20 protein-coding genes and 1 other annotated feature (1 of these 21 only partly in view) are annotated in these 19,742 nt (G+C 38.9%); of the genes, 18 read left to right on the top strand and 2 right to left on the bottom strand.

Features of this window, described 5'->3' with window-relative positions; genetic code table 11:
- Positions 1 to 25 precede the first annotated feature (25 nt).
- Together murB and AC6UD8_RS06330 are read left to right on the top strand one after the other, a co-directional pair.
- Entirely contained in the window at positions 26 to 925 is a 900-nt protein-coding gene (murB, locus tag AC6UD8_RS06335; protein ID WP_500699777.1) for a UDP-N-acetylmuramate dehydrogenase, read from the top strand.
- A gap of 15 nt (positions 926 to 940) precedes the next feature.
- Complete coding sequence (locus tag AC6UD8_RS06330; RefSeq protein WP_500699778.1) at positions 941 to 3,052, top strand: cation:proton antiporter; 2,112 nt, start codon at positions 941 to 943, stop codon at positions 3,050 to 3,052.
- A gap of 37 nt (positions 3,053 to 3,089) precedes the next feature.
- On the opposite strand, the gene AC6UD8_RS06325 is transcribed toward AC6UD8_RS06330, so the two are convergent.
- The gene (locus AC6UD8_RS06325) at positions 3,090 to 3,740 is read right to left on the bottom strand and encodes a DUF1361 domain-containing protein (protein ID WP_500694310.1); all 651 of its coding nucleotides are present in this window, start codon (positions 3,738 to 3,740) and stop codon (positions 3,090 to 3,092) included.
- Positions 3,741 to 3,907: 167 nt separating this feature from the next.
- Here AC6UD8_RS06325 and cdaA point away from each other — a divergent pair, with 167 nt between their 5' ends.
- From cdaA to AC6UD8_RS06265, 12 genes are all read left to right on the top strand, one after another.
- Entirely contained in the window at positions 3,908 to 4,756 is an 849-nt protein-coding gene (gene cdaA, locus AC6UD8_RS06320) for a diadenylate cyclase CdaA (RefSeq protein WP_500694311.1), read from the top strand.
- A 2-nt stretch (positions 4,757 to 4,758) separates the two neighbouring features.
- Complete coding sequence (locus AC6UD8_RS06315) at positions 4,759 to 5,730, top strand: CdaR family protein (RefSeq protein ID WP_500694312.1); 972 nt, start codon at positions 4,759 to 4,761, stop codon at positions 5,728 to 5,730.
- 17 nt (positions 5,731 to 5,747) lie between these two features.
- Positions 5,748 to 7,100, top strand: coding sequence for a phosphoglucosamine mutase (gene glmM, locus AC6UD8_RS06310; protein WP_500694313.1), 1,353 nt, complete (start codon positions 5,748 to 5,750; stop codon positions 7,098 to 7,100).
- Positions 7,101 to 7,301: 201 nt separating this feature from the next.
- Complete coding sequence (gene glmS / locus AC6UD8_RS06305) at positions 7,302 to 9,119, top strand: glutamine--fructose-6-phosphate transaminase (isomerizing) (protein ID WP_500699779.1); 1,818 nt, start codon at positions 7,302 to 7,304, stop codon at positions 9,117 to 9,119.
- A 145-nt stretch (positions 9,120 to 9,264) separates the two neighbouring features.
- Positions 9,265 to 10,410 carry an ABC transporter ATP-binding protein gene (locus AC6UD8_RS06300; RefSeq protein WP_500699780.1) on the top strand — a complete coding sequence of 382 codons (1,146 nt, stop codon included), beginning with the start codon at positions 9,265 to 9,267 and terminating at the stop codon, positions 10,408 to 10,410.
- 57 nt (positions 10,411 to 10,467) lie between these two features.
- The gene (locus AC6UD8_RS06295; RefSeq protein WP_500696028.1) at positions 10,468 to 10,782 is read left to right on the top strand and encodes a hypothetical protein; all 315 of its coding nucleotides are present in this window, start codon (positions 10,468 to 10,470) and stop codon (positions 10,780 to 10,782) included.
- A 102-nt stretch (positions 10,783 to 10,884) separates the two neighbouring features.
- Complete coding sequence (locus AC6UD8_RS06290) at positions 10,885 to 11,928, top strand: lactonase family protein (RefSeq protein ID WP_500699781.1); 1,044 nt, start codon at positions 10,885 to 10,887, stop codon at positions 11,926 to 11,928.
- Between the two features lie 95 nt (positions 11,929 to 12,023).
- Positions 12,024 to 12,851 (top strand): HAD-IIB family hydrolase, encoded by an 828-nt coding sequence (locus AC6UD8_RS06285; protein ID WP_500699782.1) that lies wholly within the window; start codon positions 12,024 to 12,026, stop codon positions 12,849 to 12,851.
- 50 nt (positions 12,852 to 12,901) lie between these two features.
- Positions 12,902 to 13,150 carry a hypothetical protein gene (locus tag AC6UD8_RS06280; protein WP_500694319.1) on the top strand — a complete coding sequence of 83 codons (249 nt, stop codon included), beginning with the start codon at positions 12,902 to 12,904 and terminating at the stop codon, positions 13,148 to 13,150.
- 87 nt (positions 13,151 to 13,237) lie between these two features.
- A complete protein-coding gene (locus tag AC6UD8_RS06275) occupies positions 13,238 to 13,558 on the top strand; it encodes an ArsR/SmtB family transcription factor (protein WP_500699783.1) in 321 nt (106 codons plus the stop codon).
- Positions 13,548 to 14,150 (top strand): cation efflux transmembrane domain-containing protein, encoded by a 603-nt coding sequence (locus tag AC6UD8_RS06270; protein WP_500699784.1) that lies wholly within the window; start codon positions 13,548 to 13,550, stop codon positions 14,148 to 14,150. The genes AC6UD8_RS06275 and AC6UD8_RS06270 overlap by 11 nt, the downstream gene beginning before the upstream one ends.
- Before the next feature lie 81 nt (positions 14,151 to 14,231).
- On the top strand, positions 14,232 to 15,572 hold the full coding sequence (locus tag AC6UD8_RS06265; RefSeq protein ID WP_500699785.1) for a dihydrolipoyl dehydrogenase family protein: 1,341 nt from the start codon (positions 14,232 to 14,234) through the stop codon (positions 15,570 to 15,572).
- 58 nt (positions 15,573 to 15,630) lie between these two features.
- Here AC6UD8_RS06265 and AC6UD8_RS06260 read toward each other — a convergent pair whose 3' ends face one another.
- Complete coding sequence (locus AC6UD8_RS06260; protein ID WP_500696034.1) at positions 15,631 to 16,512, bottom strand: 3-hydroxyacyl-CoA dehydrogenase; 882 nt, start codon at positions 16,510 to 16,512, stop codon at positions 15,631 to 15,633.
- Between the two features lie 157 nt (positions 16,513 to 16,669).
- Between AC6UD8_RS06260 and AC6UD8_RS06255 the strand changes: the two genes are divergently transcribed.
- From AC6UD8_RS06255 to AC6UD8_RS06240, 4 genes are read left to right on the top strand one after another with little or no spacing between them, the layout of a single operon-like run.
- Complete coding sequence (locus tag AC6UD8_RS06255; RefSeq protein WP_500699845.1) at positions 16,670 to 17,197, top strand: GNAT family N-acetyltransferase; 528 nt, start codon at positions 16,670 to 16,672, stop codon at positions 17,195 to 17,197.
- A 35-nt stretch (positions 17,198 to 17,232) separates the two neighbouring features.
- On the top strand, positions 17,233 to 17,988 hold the full coding sequence (locus AC6UD8_RS06250) for a sulfite exporter TauE/SafE family protein (RefSeq protein WP_500699786.1): 756 nt from the start codon (positions 17,233 to 17,235) through the stop codon (positions 17,986 to 17,988).
- Between the two features lie 25 nt (positions 17,989 to 18,013).
- Entirely contained in the window at positions 18,014 to 18,760 is a 747-nt protein-coding gene (locus tag AC6UD8_RS06245; protein WP_500696847.1) for a sulfite exporter TauE/SafE family protein, read from the top strand.
- 23 nt (positions 18,761 to 18,783) lie between these two features.
- A complete protein-coding gene (locus AC6UD8_RS06240; protein WP_500699787.1) occupies positions 18,784 to 19,533 on the top strand; it encodes a sulfite exporter TauE/SafE family protein in 750 nt (249 codons plus the stop codon).
- Positions 19,534 to 19,579: 46 nt separating this feature from the next.
- Positions 19,580 to 19,742 (top strand) — a binding site (T-box leader); it runs 46 nt beyond the window's last position.

Genomic DNA, 19,742 nt, shown 5'->3' with positions numbered 1-19,742 from the left:
GGACAATTAGAAAGGAAAATGACGAATGACTGAAGATTTAACAAAAAAATTCAAGGATATTAAAATTTTAAAAGATGAACCACTTTCCAAGTATTCTTGGACTAAAACTGGTGGGAAAGCTGATTTTCTTGCATTTCCTTCATCATTTAAAGAAACCGAAGAATTATTAAATTATACAAATGAAATTAAAATGCCGTTTACTGTGCTGGGAAATGCCAGTAATCTAATCGTACGAGATGGTGGAATTCGTGGGTTAACCATGATTTTGACCCAAATGAATAACATTAGAACTGAAGATCATCGGGTAATTGCCGAGGCTGGGGCTGCTTACATTGATGCAACTAAGGCTGCTCAAAAAGCCGGTTTGACTGGATTAGAGTTTGCTGCTGGGATTCCTGGCAGTGTCGGTGGCGGAGTGTTTATGAATGCCGGTGCTTATGGGGGAGAGACCCAATATGCACTTGAATCAGCCACGGTTTTGACGCGTAAGGGTGAGATTATTGTTTTAAACAACGACCAGTTAGACTTTGGTTATCGTCATAGTAGTATTCAAGACTATGGGGACGTTGTTTTGGAAGCGACCTTTAAACTTGAACCCGGGAATAAACGTGAGATTCAAAACGAGATGGATCATTTGAACTACCTGAGAAGATCAAAGCAACCCTTAGAATGGCCTTCATGTGGGAGTGTTTTCAAGCGTCCTAAAGGATACTTTGCCGGAAAGCTGATCCACGATGCTGGACTACAGGGATATCGCTCTGGCGGAGCTGAAGTGTCAAAAAAACACGCCGGATTTATCATTAACGTTGGTGGTGCCACCGCTACTGATTATTTGAATGTGATTAAGCACGTTCAGGAAACCGTGTATAAAGATAATGGGGTTCACCTTGAAACTGAGGTTCGAATTATTGGTGAGCCAAAATAGGAGGAAACATAGCTTATGGTAATAGTTGAAGCAGTCATCACATTAATAGTTTTAGTCCTGCTTTCTAGCATTATCTCTCACTATGTCACTAAGATTCCAGTTAGTTTGATTCAAATTTTGCTTGGTTTAGGATTAGCACTATTCTTTAAATTCAAAATTGATTTAAACACGGACTGGTTTTTATTGCTGTTCATCGCACCATTGCTATTTAATGATGGTCGTGACTTTCCAAAACGAGAACTTTGGGAATTACGTGGTCCCATTTTTGAAAATGCCATCTGGTTGGTGTTCATTACAACCATTATTGGCGGTTATTTCGTTAATTTGCTGGTACCATCAATGCCACTGGCAGCCTGTTTTGCTCTAATTGCGATTTTGTCTCCAACCGATCCAATTGCCGTTCAGTCCATCTCAAAGCGTGTTCATCTTCCAAGTAATATTTTGCATCTAGTATCAGGTGAGAGCTTGATTAACGATGCTAGTGGACTAATTGCGTTTAAATATGCGATTGCTGCAGTTGTCACCGGTTACTTTTCTTTGGAACACGCTGCGGTTGATTTTGTTTATACCGCACTAGTGGGTTTGATCATTGGAATTGTTGGAATGTCTTTAATTATTGTTCTTCGTAATTTGTTATTAAAGGTACACTTCAATGACGTGATTTTTAACGTCGTCCTGCACATCTTGACACCGTTTATTATTTATGTAATTGCTGAAGATCTTCTTCATGCTTCAGGAGTTATTGCGGTGGTTGCCGCTGGGATTATTGATCACTTACAGACTAACGTTACCAATACCAAGTCACCAGAAGTCAACTTGTTGACCAATCGTACTTGGGATGTCATTGTTTACTGTTTAAACGGGATTGTGTTTTTAATCTTAGGTATTGAATTACCGGTTGCTACTAGGGTGGTCATCAATGGATCGGAATATCGAACTTTAGCTTCGTTTGGGATTGCTTTTGCCGTTTGGGTGGCTCTTTTGGTAATTCGAGTGGTCTGGATTTTAGGATACGAATTCTTTTCGTACTACATTACTAAACGGTCCAATAAGAAGCCCAGTTTGTCGGTTGCGCTATTGGCTGGAATTTCCGGGGTTCGTGGTGCCATTACCATGGCAGGAATTCTTTCGGTTCCCGCATTCTTATCGAATGGAAAGGAGTTTCCCGACCGTTCTTTGATGCTTTTTATTGCCGCAATGGTTATCGTGATCAGTTTAGTTGCGGCTACCATTATCTTGCCAATCATTTCCCCAGATGCTAGTTCACTTCAGACCCGAGCCTCATTGATTGATAAGGATGAAGATGATGATGAGACGGAAGATGAAGAAGATGAGCAGGAGGGCTATATTTCGGAAGATGCTGCTCGGATTTACATCGTAAAGAGTGCCATTGTCAGTCTTGAAAATAATAAGACCAATGATAATGAACGAGCGGTATATGATATTGTTTTGGATTATCAGGTTGAGTTACGAAAACTTTTAAGAAAGACGAGAGACGATAGTGCAGAAAGTACGTCTCTCAATGAAGAACTTAGTTTGAGACGAGTTGCTTTAAAAGGAAAACGTGACGCGGTTAAAGATTTGTATCGTGAACAACAAATCTCAAAAGATACTTACTGGATTGCAAATCGAAGGATTAATCGTGAGGAACGTCGAATGTTTGCAAATGGTTACGACGGCTATCGAAAAAACCACTGGTACTATCCGGGATGGTTTTCATCGATTCTTCATTCCATTAAAACCTGGCAGGTAAGTGAATCAGAAAGTAAAAAGACCAAGAGTGAATTACGCCTTGTTACGATTGTTGGTGATCAGGCCGCCATTGATGCTATTTCAGACTTTTTAAGTCGAAGCGATATTAATGGTCAGGACTTTGACTCACAAATTGTTCACTTTATTGTCACTTTCTATCAGAGTCAGATTGAACGGGCCAATTCATACGATGATCCCGACGAAGATGATGAAGTCTTTGAGTATCAGTTATTAAGATTGCGGTCGGTTGCACTGGAAGCAGAACGTCGCGCTGTGGAACAATTGATTAATAATAAAAAAGTTAGTCACGCGATGGGGCTTCACTTGCGTCAGGACATTAATTATAAGGAAACGCTAATGTTGAATGATAACTAAAAAATCCTCCACTTATTGATAAGTGGGGGATTTTATATTATTCCTTATTATTACTGATAATGGAATAAATCCAGTAGATCATTAACTGTAGAACGGTCATCAAAAATACGAATACGACCATGTGCATATTCCACATGTTTAAAAATGGTCGAATGTACATCCTAGGTGAAAGGATGAGGTAAATTGTGTGGACTCGCATAAACCGTCCAATGAATAGTCCGATGGAACTTGCAACCGTTAGAATCACAATTGTAACGAAGTTAGAAAAATTACCGGATAAATGAATTTTAACGTCAATGGCCTTAGCAACGTGGACTAAACTCCAGAAACCGATAAAGGCACAGCTTAATGCACTGATCATCAGACATGTGTATAAAAACCAGACGTGCGGATCAAGTCGAAGTAATCCATTGGCTTCATCAGGATGTAGCCAAGCGAGATGAAGTAGGTCGGTCAGAATGTAAGGTGAATTGGGATAGAACAATAACCACAGAAGTGATAGGATCCAGAACACGAAACTATTTTGGTGTGGTTTGTTACCGATGTGGAAACTAAGTTCAATTGGGATGTATCCTAAAAGGGTGTTGAGCGCTAAAAAACCGAAGCGTGTATCACGTAGAAACATGAATAAAAGCACGATCCACCCGATGAAAAATATTCTAACTTGCCATCTTTTATTTTGTGACATTATAATTTGACCCCTTTTCTTCTATATATAAATTAAACCCCAAATTAGCAAAAAAAACTAGAAATTTAACCATAGAATTTAATTTTTTTAACATTTGGAATTAGTTAACTGCCTTTATTTCAGCAATAATTCAGTGATATAATAATATACAAATTGGAGGTCGTTCTATGGGGATTGATTGGAGTAGCTTATTTACATTACATAACCTAAGCAACTTAATTGATATATTGGTTGTCTGGCTCGTGATATACGAGTTAATCATGCTTCTTCGTGGCACTCGGGCAGTGCAACTTTTTCGCGGCATTATTGTAATTATTATCGCTAAAATTGCCAGTTGGTATTTAGGACTGACGATGGTATCTTGGATTCTTGATCAAATTATCAATTGGGGAGTTATTGGATGCATTATCATCTTCCAACCTGAAATTAGACGCGGACTTGAAAAATTAGGACGCGGATCACTATTTAGAGCAACCCAGAATCAGGATGAAAAAGCCAAAAAAATGATTAATGCTTTAGATGGAGCAATTCAATACATGTCCAAGCGTCGAATTGGAGCGTTAATCACCATTCAAATGCATACCGGGCTAGAAGAATACATTGAGACCGGGATTAAGCTTGATGCTGACATTTCAAGTCAGTTATTAATTAACATTTTTATTCCCAATACGCCTCTTCATGACGGAGCGGTCATCATTAAGGATGATAAGATTGCTGCAGCGGCTGCCTACTTACCGTTATCGCAGAGTAATTTGATCCCTAAGGAATTGGGGACTCGTCATCGTGCGGCGGTTGGAATCTCGGAAGTTTCCGATGCTTTAACGATTGTTATCTCAGAAGAAACGGGAGAAGTTTCAATTACTAGAAACAATGAGCTTCTTCGTGGGATGACTCAGGAGGATTACCTGAAATACCTGAGAAGTCAGTTGATTCCTCGTGATCGACAAGAGCAACATCCAACGATTGTGACTCGTGCGATTAGTTTCTTTCAGAAGCATTTCGGAGGTGACAAGTAGCCATGAAAAAATCTTTTCGGAGTAAATTATTCTATGCTATCTTGGCACTAGTCTTTACAATTGCATTGTTTTTCTATGTTCATGATGGCAAAAATGATATGGGTCTCACTAACAGTACCAGTAATTCGACTAAAAGCACCCAGATGGCAGCTAATAAAACCAAGACACTGTCAGTTCCATTACAGCTCAACGTAAACTCAGACAAGTATTTTGTAATTGGTTATCCAGAAAAAGTTAACGTCCAGTTGTCAGGACCGTCGGCGTTAGTCACTACAACCGCTAATACCCAGAACTTTAAGGTGTACGCTAACCTTAGTAATTTGGGGCCCGGAGAACACATCGTTAAATTACAACAGCAGGGTCTAAATTCTGACATTAAGAGTAAGATTAAACCTGCTCGCATTAAAGTTAACATTCAACCACGCCGGACCGTTAAGTTCCCCGTAAAAGCTGTCTACGACAAGAAAAACATTGCTTCTGGTTATAAGGCCGGAAAGCCGTCGTTAGACGTCAGTTCTGCAAAAGTGACTGGACCGAGTGATCAAATTAATCGAATTGATTCAGTAGTTGCTAAAACTAACTTGAAGCCTAACACCAAGCGTGATATAAAACAGGATGCGGTGATTGAGGCTTTAGACAAAAAAGGAAAGACCATCAACGTTATTATTACCCCATCAACAAGTTCGGTTGATTTACCGGTTTCAGCGGGTGATAATAAGAGAGTACCAGTCAAGGTTAATTTAGTTAATAAGCAGGCAAGTAAGACCTATGACGTTAAGTGTGATCCATCTGATGTGTTATTGTTAGGTGATAAAGACACGATTGATGGGATTAATTCGGTTAATGCCGACGTTGATGTCGAAAACATGTCTGGTGATAATACTAAGACGGTTTCACTTGATGCGGGTAACTCCAAAGTAAGTGGCTTGGATCCGGAAACGGTTAAAGTACAGATTAACGCAAAGAATAAATAATAAAGTGAGGACTATATATGAAATATTTTGGAACAGATGGAATTAGAGGAGTTGCGAATAAAGACTTAACCCCAGAATTGGCCTTTCGGGCTGGTCGTGCAGGTGGTTATGCTCTGACTAAGCACAGTGTTCAAGATCATCAGCCGCGTGTCTTGGTATCAAGAGATACACGAATTTCTGGACAGATGTTGGAAGATGCTTTGGTAGCTGGAATGTTGTCTGTTGGAATTGAGGTGGTTCAACTCGGAGTTGTCACTACCCCCGGAGTAGCATACTTGGTTAGAGATCAAAGTGCTGATGCCGGAGTTATGATTACGGCTTCACATAATCCCGCTGAGTTCAATGGAATTAAATTCTTTGGCGGTGACGGATATAAATTGTCCGATGACATCGAGGCTGACATCGAGAAGATTCTTGAAAGTGATACTGATGACTTACCACGTCCCTCAGCAAAGGGATTAGGCACTTCAGCAGAGTACACCGAAGCATCGCAAAAGTATCTTCACTTTCTGTCCCAAACGATTCCAGATGAATTAAGTGGGATTAAGGTGTCAGTTGATGCCGCAAATGGGGCTACCAGCAACTTGGTTCCCCGCCTTTACGCTGACCTTGGCCTTGACTTTAAAACAATGGCGACCTCACCTAATGGACTAAATATTAATGATAACGTCGGTTCCACTCACCCAGAACAGTTGCAAAAAATGGTTGTTGAAAATGGTTCCCAGTTAGGAATTGCCTTTGATGGTGATGGTGATCGGTGCATTGCTGTCGATGAAAAGGGAAACATCGTTGATGGTGATAAGATTATGTACATCTGTGGTAAGTATATGGATGCTAATGGTCGATTAAAGCATGACACCATTGTTACGACAGTGATGAGTAACCTCGGAATGTACAAAGCCATGGAAGCCAACGGCTTAAATAGTGTGAAAACTAAAGTTGGAGATCGATACGTTGTTGAGTCAATGAAAGCCAATGGTTACAATCTAGGTGGCGAACAATCTGGTCACATTGTGTTTTTGGATTTTAATACCACTGGAGATGGGATGCTAACCAGTCTGCAATTAATGCATATTATGAAAGAAACCGGTAAACCGCTTTCCGAATTAGCAGACGAAGTGAAAAAATATCCTCAAAGTCTTGTTAACGTGAAGGTTTCTGACAAAAAGCACGCGATGGATCATGACAATGTTAAAAAGGCCATTGATGATGTTGAAGATGAAATGAATGGGAATGGTCGTGTCTTGGTTCGACCAAGTGGGACTGAGCCGCTGCTAAGAGTTATGGTGGAAGCTCCGACTCAAAAAGAAAGTGATAAGTATGCGAACAAAATTGCCGACGTTGTTAGAGACGACATGGGAATTGAATAAAGCAATCACGAATTAATAAAAGAGTTAACGTTTGTTAACTCTTTTATTATGCTTAAATTTTTATTAAATTTCGTTCATCGGTGCTATACCAATTCTAACTTATATTTGACAAACACTTGTGAAACCATTATTATCAAAGATGTTAAGTATATAAATAAAATTTAAATACATCTATACCAATTTTAAAGAGAGGTCATTCCCATGTGCGGAATCGTTGGAGTTACAGGCAATAAGAATGCGACATCCATTTTAGTTAATGGATTAGAAAAATTACAATATCGAGGATATGATTCAGCCGGAATCTTTGTGGAAGGAAAAGACCACAAAGATTATTTAGTGAAAACAACTGGAAGTATCGACGATTTAAAGAAAAAAATTGGACCAGAGGTTCAGGGAACTGCCGGAATTGGGCACACTCGTTGGGCCACTCATGGTGGAGTGAACATTGAAAATGCTCATCCACAATTCTCAGATGACAACCGGTTCTATCTGGTTCACAATGGTGTGATCGAAAACTATGAACAACTGAAGAAAGAATACTTATCAGACGTTAAGTTTCATAGTCAAACTGATACCGAAGTGGCGGTTCAATTGGTTGATAAGTTTGTGACTGAAGACAAAATGAGTACAAAGGATGCCTTCATTAAGATGCTTTCACTCCTTAAGAATTCTTCATATGCTTTCATTTTAATGGATAAAGAAGATCCAGATACTTTATATGCAGCCAAAAACAAAAGCCCCATGTTGATTGGATTATGTGACGGTTTCAACGTAGTATGTTCTGATTCAATTGCTATGTTAGACGTTACTGATACTTTTCTTGAGGTGGTTGATGGTGACGTTGCGATTGTAAAGCCTGATAAGGTAACCATCCTTGATGAAAACCGTAAGCCAGTAGAGCGTCATCAGTTCAAGGTAACCATTGATCCAAGTGCGTCTGATAAGGGGACTTATCCTTACTACATGCTTAAAGAGATTGATGAACAACCCAATGTCATGAGAAAATTAGTTAAAGAGTACTTTGATGCAGATGGAAACATGAACGTTGGTTGTGGCGTAATGGATACCATCCTTGATTCAGATCGAATCTATATCGTGGGTGCTGGTACCAGTTATCATGCTGGATTAGTCGGTAAAGATTTGATGGAGAAGTACACTGGAATTCCAACTGAAGTGCACGTCTCATCCGAGTTTGCTTACGAAGATCCATTGCTTTCTAAGAAACCATTCTTTATCTTTTTGACTCAAAGTGGGGAGACCGCTGACAGTCGGGAAGTTTTAGTGAACGTTAACAAGCATCATTTTCCTAGTTTAACCATTACTAATGTTGCTAATTCGACATTGTCACGCGAAGCAACTTACACGATGTTGCTTAATGCTGGTCCAGAAATTTCAGTTGCTTCAACTAAAGCATATACTGCTCAAATTGCAATCCAAGCCATTTTGGCAAAGGCCGTTGGTATGCGGGGTAATCGTCAGGTCGCAAAAGATTTTGATTTAGCACGACAATTGGGTTTGGTTGCGACTGGGATGCAGTCAATTGTTGAAGAAAAAGATAAGATTGATGAAATTGCTAAGAAATATTTCGTTGATGCTAAACAGGCCTTTTACATCGGCCGTGGGGTTGATTACACTGTTTCCCTTGAAGCAGCGTTGAAGTTAAAAGAAATTTCTTATGTCCATGCGGAAGGCTTTGCTTCTGGTGAACTTAAGCACGGAACGATTGCATTGATTGAAAGGGGCACTCCAGTGATTGGTATTATCACCCAGAAGAAGACCGCTGGATTAACTCGTAGTAATCTGGAAGAAACTGCAGCTCGTGGTGCCAGTGCTTTGACGATCGTGCGACAAAGTCTAGCTCAAGATGGTGATACGTTTGTGATCCCGGACGTTGATGAGTTGTTAACACCGCTGCTTAGTGTCATTCCAGCTCAACTAATTGCTTATTACACTAGTTTGAACAAGGGATTGAACGTTGATCGTCCAAGAAACCTTGCTAAAAGTGTTACAGTTGAATAATGTTTTTAAGAGCTACCATTCTTGGTAGCTCTTTTATTATGTTGTTGAAGCATCGTTGAGTACTGAACTTTCTTTACATTTTAGTAATTTTCTCGTATTATTTTATTATCGTGTCAGTTGTAATTTTGAATTTAGGAAGTAAACCATGACTGAAAAAAATTATAAAATTAAAGTACAAGATGTCACCAAAGAGTATGACATGTTCAAGACTCAATCTGACAAATTAAAGTCGTTTTTCTCATTATCAAAGAAAAATAAAACCCCACATTTTTGGTCTTTGATGGGAATTTCATTTACCGTTCAGCCTGGTGAAGCATTGGGAATTATTGGTGTAAATGGTTCGGGAAAGTCGACCATTTCTAACATTATTTCCGGCATTATTCCGCAAACGACCGGCCAAGTTGATGTGCGCGGAGACACTTCGATTGTTGCGATTAACGCTGGATTGAGAAAGAATTTAACTGGCCGTGAAAACATCCGAATGAAGTCATTGATGCAGGGACTTACAAACCACCAAATTGATGACATGATGGATGATATCATTGCCTTTGCTGATATTGGTGATTTTGTTGATCAACCAGTAAAAGACTATTCTAGTGGTATGAGGTCCCGACTTGGCTTTGCCATTGCCGTTCACATTAAGCCAGACATTTTGATTATTGATGAAGCCTTGTCCGTTGGTGACGATACCTTCTACCAAAAATGTGTTGATAAGATTGATGAATTTAAAGAAGAAGGTAAGACCATCATCTTTGTATCTCATTCACTAAAGCAGGTGCGTTTGTTGTGTGATCGAGTTGCTTGGATTAACTACGGGAAGCTACGGAAAATTGGTCCGATGGAAGAAGTCGTCTCCGAATACCAGAAGTTCATCAAGTGGTTTAAATCGTTAAGCAAAAAAGAGAAAAAACAGTTCCAGAAAAAAGAAAAGACCATTCAGAAGAATTTTGATATTGATAAGTATCAAAAGGAAATTACTAATGAGTATGCTGAGGATCACCCGAATGATCCTAATCCAGCACGAACCATCCATAAGCGGTTCTATAGTGAAGTTATTCAAGAAAAGATGCCATTGACCACTAAGATTATGACGTGGGCGGTTTTCTTTGCCATGATTTTCTTTTGCTTGGTAAATGTATCTGGTCATCCAACGATGGCGGTTGTTAGACATCCAAGTTATATCATTCACCCAAGTAAGAAGATGAGGTACCAGAAGAAGAATGGTAAATCAGTAATGGTCACCAAGCATGAATACAAACAACTTGAGAAACATGCCTGGGGACAACGATAAAAATTTTGCTATTATTCAAAGTGAATAATAGCATTTTTGTTTAGGAGGAAGATTTAGATGGCAATGAAGAGTCATGAAACATTTACATTGATTGAGGAAATTACGCGATTAGATGGTTCTAAGTACCTTGAAATCAGCAACATGGTGCAGAACGGACGAGCTGAGCTTGCTGCAGAACGAAAAATGATTAAACAGGTTCGAATCCTTCAACTAAACATTCCTCACTCCGTTCATGTCATTAATTACGAGAACTATGTTAACCAGAATTATGTGATGCCAAAGGAAAACTTTGACCACTTTGAGGAGTGGAAACGAACCCCAGCAATGGATCATGAAGTCCAGATGATTTTAAAAGAGAACCATATTGGTTAAATCAATTGGCTAATCTTTTTGTGAATTAAATCATTAATATTTGTTATCACCAACCACCAAATATGGCATAATGAGTATGAATAATATTTGGAGGTGTTGATGATGACTGAAAAATTTTTAATTGGAACTTATACCCAAAAAACTAGTAAGGGCGTTTATCAAATTGAATTAAACAAAGACAAAAAACAGCTGGAAAATGCTCAGCTAATTGCGCAAATTAGCTGTCCAACCTATGTTGTTGAGTCTGATGACCATAAAATTTATGCGATTGATCGTAATCAAGATGAATCGGAAACACGTGGTGGGATTGCTGTTTTTGATAGCAGCACCATGCCAGCTAAATTAATGCAAGAAGACATTGAAGTGGGTCCCTCACCAGCCTACATTACTGTAGACGAAGGACGTAAGATGGTCTATACAGCAAATTATCATACTGGTAATGTCATTGCGTATCACATTGAAAGTGACGGGACTGTCAAAGAATCACAGCGAATCCATGACGATGGAATGACCGGTCCACTACCAGAACAACAAAGTGGTCCTCATCCACACTATGCCGATCTAACTCCTGATGATCGCTTAGTGATTTGTGACCTGGGATTGGATCGAGTTTATTTGTATGATGTTTCTGACGCGGGTGAGATTACTCCTGTTAGTGAGATTCAGTTGTCACCTGGATTTGGTCCAAGACACATTGCTTTTGCTGAATCGACGGGAAAGGCTTACTTAATTGGTGAACTAAGTAGTAAGATTGCAGTTCTTGATTATAATGAAGAAGCTGGCATCTTTACCGTCCAACAGGTTGTTAAAACTATTCCCAATGACTACAAAGATGCTAATGGTGGAGCTGCAATTCGAATAACTAACGATGAGAAGTTTGTGTATGTTTCTAATCGTGGCAATGATTCGATTGCTGTTTTTAAGGTCCTAGATGATGGTGACTTAGAGCGAATTCAAGTAATTTCAACTGAAGGGGAATTTCCGCGTGATTTTAACTTTAATTCAGATCAATCCTTTCTAATTGCTGTAAATCAAAACACTAATAACGCAACCTTGTACGAGCGAAATCATGAGAATGGTAAGTTGTCTGTCATTCAAAAGGATTTTGCGGTACCAGAGGGAACCTGTGTTGCTCCTCGAAAATAGTTAATTTAATGAAAAGTTAATGCTTTTATAGCGTTAACTTTTTTCATTCCCTTAACAAATTGATATAATTAATTTAAATAGGTGGGGTGGAGATTTTGATTAAATTAATTGTGACAGATATGAACAAAACCTTTTTAAATGAAGCTAATCGATATGATGAGATTAAGTTTTTAAAAACGTTTCAAAAGATGAAACACCAAAACGTTAATTTTGCCGTCGCTAGTGGCGGACCGAATGATAAATTACAAAGCCTGTTTATTGATTATCGGGACCAAATGGATTTTATTTCTCAAAATGGTTCAGTAATTTATCGTGGGAATGATTTAGTCCATGCCGAATCGCTGAATGATGATCAGATTAAACAGACCTTAAAGATGCTTTATGATGATTTTGGCCCTGACATTGTCGGGGTTAACGTATCTGGGCTTAAGCATACTTATGTAGATAAAAGGCTACCCGAAAAAATGTATCAGCTGATGAAACAATACTACAGTAATACGGTCCGTTTGAATGATTTGGCTAACATCACAAGTGAGAACACTGATGATCAATTAGTAAAAGTTGGTGTGACGTTTAAGCAAGGTGCAAACGTGATGCGAAAAGTTCATGAAATGCGACAGATGCTTCCAGATAATCTTGAGAGTTTGAACTCTGGCTTTAATACCGACCTAATTGGTGTAAAGGGGATCGACAAAGCAACTGGCGTGCGCTATTTGATGAAAAAATATGATGCCAATCCTGAAGAGGTTGTCACATTTGGGGATAATGAGAATGATTTAGGAATGTTGGATTTAACCCCGAATAGTTATGCTATGAAGAATGGCATTCGGGAGGCAAAGGACGCCGCTGGTCACGTTACTGAGTTTGATAATAACGATGATGGTGTTCTAAGGACAATTGATACCATTTTAAATAATCAGTAGTTTCATTTAGTAAGGTAATGACAGTACAAATATACGTGAGGCGATTAAAAATGAATAACGAAGAATTAAATAACATTGTTGAAGGACGTTTGGATAAGTACTTTGAAAAATATCCAAGTACTCCTGATGTTGAGATGTACAAGATTGAGTTGAAACGTTCAATCGTAAAAGATGCCTTAGCTAAGATTTCAGATGAAGTTACGATTAACGATGCAATTAACCAGGCTTTTTCTGACTTTGGTGACATTGATCACGCTATTAATCAAATTGTTTTTAAAAGTCATGGAATCAAGGATTAAAATGAATTAGCCGTTGTGGCTTTTTTTATTAGGATACATATGATAATGTATTCATATGAAATAAATTACATATATAAGGAGAAAATCATGGATTCTAAGATTAATCCCAAAAAATTAGAAGAAGCTCATGAGTTATTTAAAATTTTGAGTAATCCGGCTCGGATTCAAATGTTAGTGTTGTTAGAAAATCACTTACTCAACGTTGGTGAGATTAGTGAGGAACTTGGGCTTGAACAATCAGCTACTTCTCATCAATTGGCAATGCTTAAAAAGCATCAATTGGTAAGTAGCGAACGGAAGGGTAAGTCAAATTATTATCGCCTGGATGATCCTCATATTATGGACATTGTAAATGAAGGACTAGCTCATTCGGATCACGTGGTAAGGGGTGTCAAACATGGAAACTAAAAACGTGGTTGGATATGGAATGATAATTGAGATGGTTGCGATTGCTTGGATGATAGTAGAATTTTCGGTTGGCTTAAAGGCCGGGATCGATGCCCACTCAATTGTATTAATTGCGTTTGGTCTTGATAGTTTGATGGAGATTATTGCTGGATTTGTTTTACTATTTCGTTTGGAAATTGAGTTTAAAGGGAGTTCAAAAATTGACATTAATCGAGTGGATAAGGTTGCCACGAAGATCGTTAGCATCATTTTGCTCCTTCTGTGTGTCTATATTCTAGTTACTTCTGGATATAATTTGTTTCAGCATGAAGGTGCTGATGGCAGTCTGATGGGGATCATCATTTCTATTTTGTCTCTTATTATCATGCCAATGATTGCCTATGCTAAGTATTGGATTGGGAAAGTAATTGGTTCTAACGCTTTAATTCAGGATGCCATGTGTAGTGTTACGTGTACTTATCTTGCCGGGACGGTGCTTATCGGAGTTTTGCTTAATTATTTTTTCTATATTTGGTGGATCGATTCAGCAGCAGCAATTCTAATTGTTTTCCTTATTGGTAAAGAGGCATTAGAATGTCTTGTGGAGAGCTAATCTTGACAAGTGCAATTATAGAACTATAATAATAATTGTATAAAGTTTAGTTGTACAAAACTAAAAGGTGAGGTGTTAAGTATGAGTGAAAACAATTATCAATTTGATGTATTGTATTTAGGAAGTGGACATGGTGCTTTTAACGGTGCTATTCCATTGGCCCTAAAGGGTAAAAAAGCTGGCATTATTGAAGTTGGCAAGATTGGTGGAACTTGTCCTAACCGTGGATGTAACGCTAAGATTGCTTTAGACTTCCCAGTTAAGATGAAAAAAGACGTTGATAACTTCCAAGGACACGGCTTAGATGGAACTACTAAGATCAATTGGGCCGATAACGTTAAGCATGAAAAAGAAGTCATCAGTCAATTACCTGGTGGAATCGAACAGGGTCTAAAGAGTGTTGGCATCGATGTGATCCATGGGTATGGAAAGATCGTTGATGCGCACACCATCGACGTTGACGGTACCAAGTACACTGCTGATAAACTTGTTGTAGCAACTGGAGCTCATTATCACAAGATTGATATTCCCGGTGCTGAGTTGGCATACGATGGAACTGATTTCTTGAACTTAGAAAAACAACCAGAACACATGACCGTTATCGGTGGTGGATACATTGCCATTGAATTTGCTACAATCGCAGCAAATGCTGGAACTAAGGTAACCATCCTATTGCACCATGACAAGGCTTTAAGAAAGTTTTATCAACCATTTGTTGAGTCATTACTTAAAGATCTTGAATCTCAAGGAGTTCAAATCATTCGAAACGTTGATCCTGAATCAATCGAAAAATCAGGTGATGGTTTTGTAGTCAAGACTAACAAAGACGACATTGACTCTGATTGGGTTCTTGACGCAACTGGCCGTGATCCGAACGTTGAAGGATTCGGTCTTAAAGAAGTTGGCGTTGATTACGATAAGAACGGAATCAAAGTTGATGATCATCTTCAAACTTCAGTTGACAGCATTTACGCTGCTGGCGATGTTCTTGATAAACAAGTTGGTAAGTTAACTCCAACCGCTATTTTTGAGTCAATGTACCTTACCAAGTTATTTACTGGTGCTACTACTGATCCAATTAAGTATCCAGCTGTTCCAAGTGCAGTTTTCTCATCACCACGAATTGCTGAGATCGGTGTTAGTGTTGACGAAGCTAAGGCCAACCCTGATAAGTATGATGTTAAAGAATCAGACCTTGCCACTGATTGGTTCAGATTTGCAATGCAGGAGAACAAAGGTAAGACCATTTCAATCACCGACAAACAAGGTTACCTAGTAGGTGCTACTGAAATCAGTTCTGAAGCTGATAACGTTATTAGTACTTTGGCACCATTTGTTGAGTATCACATCTCACCAGAAAAGATGAGCGAATTGATCCCATTGTTCCCAACACTTGGTTCTGAGACTTTGAATCATCTATAAAATTAAAAATCTATAAAATAAAAAGTTCGCCAAATGGCGAACTTTTTTTTATCTAATTCTATTTAAGAAATTCTGGTTTTCTGAAATCAGGATCTGGATAAGTGTAAAAGCCCTTACCGGATTCAAGACCAATGTTACCTTGGTCAATCATATCCTTGAATTTTTCGGAAGCTTTTTTAACTTCTGGGTTAGTTGACATCTTAGTGATATCATACATGGTTTTCATCCCAATAATGTCCATAATAGCGAATGGACCAAGTGGTGCACCAGTTCCAATCATCCATGCCTTATCGATCGTTTCAGGATCAGAAACGCCATTGTTCCAGAGGACTAAAGCATCTGATAGAAATGGTACTAACAGTGAGTTCAATAGGTAACCAGGTTGTTCCTTGTTAACTAGGATTGGAACCATTCCGATTTCGCGTGAAAACTGTTCCATCTCTTTTGGAAGATCCTTATTAGTTTTAGATTGTGACATGATTTCAGCGGTATTGTTTTTCCAAATTGAGTTAGCGAAGTGGTAACCCAAATACTTGTCAGGGCGACCAGTAGTATCAGCAAACTGTGATGGTAGTAAAGTCGAAGTGTTAGTGACGATAACAGTATCTGGATCAGCTAAATCGTTGAACTTTTTGTAAAAGTCATTTTTAACATCTGGATCCTCAGAAAGAGCCTCGATAACTAAGTCAGCACCCTTAAGAGCGGCCTTTAAATCAGTGGTGTAATGGAGATGTTCCTCTGCGTTCTTGACCTGTTCATCGGTAGCTCCAATGTCTTTTTTTACTGCTTTTTCCCAACGAGCTACTCGCGCCTTAGCACGATCGAGTGAGCCGTCTGAACGGCCCCAAATAGTAGTGTTTTTTCCGTGAAAAGCCGACATGAAAGCAATTTGTGAGCCTAAGGTGCCTCCACCGACAATGACAACGTTATTGAATGTCATGGTGATTTCCTCCTATATATTTACTTATTATCCACTTCTATTTTATGCTAGTGAAAGCGCTTAAGCAACCTTCTTTATCTGTTATAAATGACAATGGTTGCAAGCCAGAGTAAATTAGTTAAAATATTAACTAAATTGTTAATGGAGGTTCAAAATGATGAGTGAGATTAGAAGGGTAACGATTGATGATATTAGTGCTTTACGAGCCATTAGTCGGGAAACGTTTGCCGAGACGTTTGGAACCGAAAATAAACCTGAAAATTTAAATCAATACTTGGATAATGCTTACGATCCGGAAAAATTAAAGAATGAAATTTCTGATCCTAATTCTCAATTTTATTTTGCCTACGTTGATGGAAAGTTAGCTGGTTATCTAAAGTTAAACGTTGATGATGCTCAATCTGAAGAAATGGGTCCGCATCTCTTAGAAGTAGAACGAATTTATTTGAAAAAAGAATTTAAACGTCACGGTCTAGGAACCGAATTGATTGATTTGGCTGTTAATGAGGCGCAGAAAAAAGGGAAAGGAAAGGTTTGGCTTGGTGTGTGGGAACATAATAATGCTGGACTGAAGTTTTATCAAAAAATGGGATTTAAGCCGGTAGGGGATCATGTATTTCAACTTGGCGAGAGTGCTCAGCGTGATTTGATAATGGAGAAGCCAATTAGTGGTAACATTAAGTAAGTAGTTAATAATCTTAATTGGGAAAGTTGGTTCTTTTGTTGTTATTTAATGGCATTTTTCTTTTAATTGCTAGCATCATTGCCGGAACGTTGAGTAGTGTCGTTGGCATGGCAAGTGTGATTCTTTATCCGGCGCTTTTGTTTGTTGGATTACCACCAATTATGGCAAACGTCACGATCACGGTGGGAATTATTTTTAGCGGAACAAGTGCCGTCTTGTCATCAAGACGAGAGCTCAAAGGACAGGGTTCGGTCACTCTTCACGTTATGCTATTTGCGGTCATTGGTGCGGTTATTGGATCAATTATCCTGTTACATAGTTCCAATAAGAGCTTTCAAGATGTTGCTCCCTTTGTCATCTTACTGTCCGGAGTTTTAATGTTAATTCCAAAACGACAGTCAACGTTTGCTTCTGAAAGTATTTCAAAAACAGCGAGTGCAATTGCCGCGATTGCCATTGTGATTGTCGGGATTTACGTTGGCTACTTCGGTGCCGGCGGCGGAGTGTTAATGGCTGCCATTTTGATTCGAATTATCGATGCACCATACGCCATTTGCAATGCGGTCCGAAATGTGACGACTTTAACCATGAACGCAGTATCAGCTGTCATCTTTATTTTTACGACACCAATTAGTTGGAGTGCTTTAGTGGTGCTTGCCATTGGGCTGTTTATTGGTGGGTACATTGGTCCCATTATTGTCAGAGTGATTCCATCAGCTGTAATGAAATACACGGTTGCGATCGGTGCGATTATCCTGGCTGCTTTCTTAGCATATCAGGCATATTTTTAAAAAAGATGAATGTAGGGAAAATATTATGTGGAATTTAATTTTTTTAGTAGTGGCAGGAGTTGTTAGCGGGGTGCTTGAAAGTACGGTTGGACTGGCCAGTTTAGTTGCTTATCCAGCGATGCTTCTGGCAGGATTTGCACCGATCGTTGCAAACGTCACCAACACGGTTGGCTTTGCCTTTAGTGATTCAAGTGCCATTTTAGCGTCCCAAAAAGAACTTAAGGGACAAAGTAAAGTCATCTTTAAAGTCACCATCTGTGCTGGAATTGGGACCATTATTGGTTCTTTAATTTTACTTAACAGTTCGAATAAAAGTTTTGAAAATGTTGCCCCAATCATCATTATGATTTCGGGAGTTTTGATGTTGCTACCAAAGAGTCAAAAACAATTATCTGAGACGCATATGACCGTATGGGGAAAGATAATTACCGCCATTGCACTTCTTTTTGTTGGGATGTATTTAGGTTACTTTGGTGCTGGCGGAGGAGTCATGTTGATTGCGATTTTACTTCGAGCCGTTAATCAACCCTATGCTGTTTGTAATGCAATCCGAAATTTTGTTTCTTTAATTTTGAACTGGATTTCGGCCATCATATTTATGTTTACAATGCCAATCAATTGGGTGGCTTTGATTGCCATCACAGTTGGGTTACTAGTAGGTGGATATATTGGGCCGTCAGTCGTACGTCATATTCCATCCAATGTTATGAAGTATGGGGTTGGGATCGGTGCCATTGTATTAGCGATTTGTTTAGGAATTAAGACTTATTAATAAAACAAGGAGAAAGTGGAAGTTTGATTTTAAAGTATTTCTTATTGATTTTTGCTGGGATTTTAAGCGGAATTATGGGAACCGCTGTGGGACTTGCTAGCGTTATTTCATATCCAGCAATGTTGGCTTCCGGACTATCACCAATCGTTTCCAGTGTGACTAACATCGTTGGTTTTGCGTTTAGTAACATGAGCGCAGTGGCTTCATCTCAAAGAGAATTAAAGGGTCAAGGTAAGACCATTTTAAAAGTGGTTATTTTTGCTGGAATTGGGTCTGCACTCGGTTCCCTGATTCTTCTTCGTAGTTCCAACAAAAGTTTTGCAGATATTGCACCAGTTGTCATCATGTTGTCTGGGATTTTGATCATGCTACCGAAGAGTCAAAAGCAGTTAATGAAAACCCATTTGGGATTATGGAGTAAGACCATTACCGCCATTGCACTGACGTTGGTTGGAATGTACTTAGGTTATTTTGGTGCTGGTGGTGGAATTTTGATCATGGCGATTTTAATGCGAGCCTTAAATGAGTCATATGCCGTGGATAATGCCATTCGAAATGTGATGTCACTAGTTATGAATTGGATCTCGGCTTTGATCTTTATTTTTACAATTCAGATTAACTGGCCAGTTCTGATTACGCTAACGATTGGATTGATGATTGGCGGATACATTGGACCAGCCATCGTACGTCTCATCCCATCCAATATCATGAAGTACGGGGTCGGAATCTTGGCAATTTTATTGGCCATTTATTTAGGAATTAAAACTTACTAATCATGTTGCAACCAGCCTGTGATTATGGTACTTTTAAATCAAATAAGATATGACAATAAAGAGGACGAGTACCATTAATTTCTTTTATAGCGAGTCGAAGTTGGTGAGAGTTCGATAAAGAGTTAATGGGGAAAACACCTTGAGTTTTAAAGCTTGAACGAAGTAGGGCTAACGGTCTCAATCCGTTATCATTGTGTGAGTTGGTTTAT

Source organism: Fructilactobacillus sp. X1R3C1 (assembly GCF_059901545.1).
The sequence above is the reverse complement of the archived record's forward strand: the minus strand, read 5'-3'. Positions and strand labels throughout refer to the sequence as shown.

Excerpts from the sequence above, each read along its gene's own strand:
- murB (WP_500699777.1), top strand. The coding sequence starts at position 26 with ATGACTGAAGATTTAACAAAAAAATTCAAGGATATTAAAATTTTAAAA.
- AC6UD8_RS06330 (WP_500699778.1), top strand. The coding sequence starts at position 941 with ATGGTAATAGTTGAAGCAGTCATCACATTAATAGTTTTAGTCCTGCTT.
- AC6UD8_RS06325 (WP_500694310.1), bottom strand. The coding sequence starts at position 3,740 with ATGTCACAAAATAAAAGATGGCAAGTTAGAATATTTTTCATCGGGTGG.
- cdaA (WP_500694311.1), top strand. The coding sequence starts at position 3,908 with ATGGGGATTGATTGGAGTAGCTTATTTACATTACATAACCTAAGCAAC.
- AC6UD8_RS06315 (WP_500694312.1), top strand. The coding sequence starts at position 4,759 with ATGAAAAAATCTTTTCGGAGTAAATTATTCTATGCTATCTTGGCACTA.
- glmM (WP_500694313.1), top strand. The coding sequence starts at position 5,748 with ATGAAATATTTTGGAACAGATGGAATTAGAGGAGTTGCGAATAAAGAC.
- glmS (WP_500699779.1), top strand. The coding sequence starts at position 7,302 with ATGTGCGGAATCGTTGGAGTTACAGGCAATAAGAATGCGACATCCATT.
- AC6UD8_RS06300 (WP_500699780.1), top strand. The coding sequence starts at position 9,265 with ATGACTGAAAAAAATTATAAAATTAAAGTACAAGATGTCACCAAAGAG.
- AC6UD8_RS06295 (WP_500696028.1), top strand. The coding sequence starts at position 10,468 with ATGGCAATGAAGAGTCATGAAACATTTACATTGATTGAGGAAATTACG.
- AC6UD8_RS06290 (WP_500699781.1), top strand. The coding sequence starts at position 10,885 with ATGACTGAAAAATTTTTAATTGGAACTTATACCCAAAAAACTAGTAAG.
- AC6UD8_RS06280 (WP_500694319.1), top strand. The coding sequence starts at position 12,902 with ATGAATAACGAAGAATTAAATAACATTGTTGAAGGACGTTTGGATAAG.
- AC6UD8_RS06275 (WP_500699783.1), top strand. The coding sequence starts at position 13,238 with ATGGATTCTAAGATTAATCCCAAAAAATTAGAAGAAGCTCATGAGTTA.
- AC6UD8_RS06270 (WP_500699784.1), top strand. The coding sequence starts at position 13,548 with ATGGAAACTAAAAACGTGGTTGGATATGGAATGATAATTGAGATGGTT.
- AC6UD8_RS06265 (WP_500699785.1), top strand. The coding sequence starts at position 14,232 with ATGAGTGAAAACAATTATCAATTTGATGTATTGTATTTAGGAAGTGGA.
- AC6UD8_RS06260 (WP_500696034.1), bottom strand. The coding sequence starts at position 16,512 with ATGACATTCAATAACGTTGTCATTGTCGGTGGAGGCACCTTAGGCTCA.
- AC6UD8_RS06255 (WP_500699845.1), top strand. The coding sequence starts at position 16,670 with ATGAGTGAGATTAGAAGGGTAACGATTGATGATATTAGTGCTTTACGA.
- AC6UD8_RS06245 (WP_500696847.1), top strand. The coding sequence starts at position 18,014 with ATGTGGAATTTAATTTTTTTAGTAGTGGCAGGAGTTGTTAGCGGGGTG.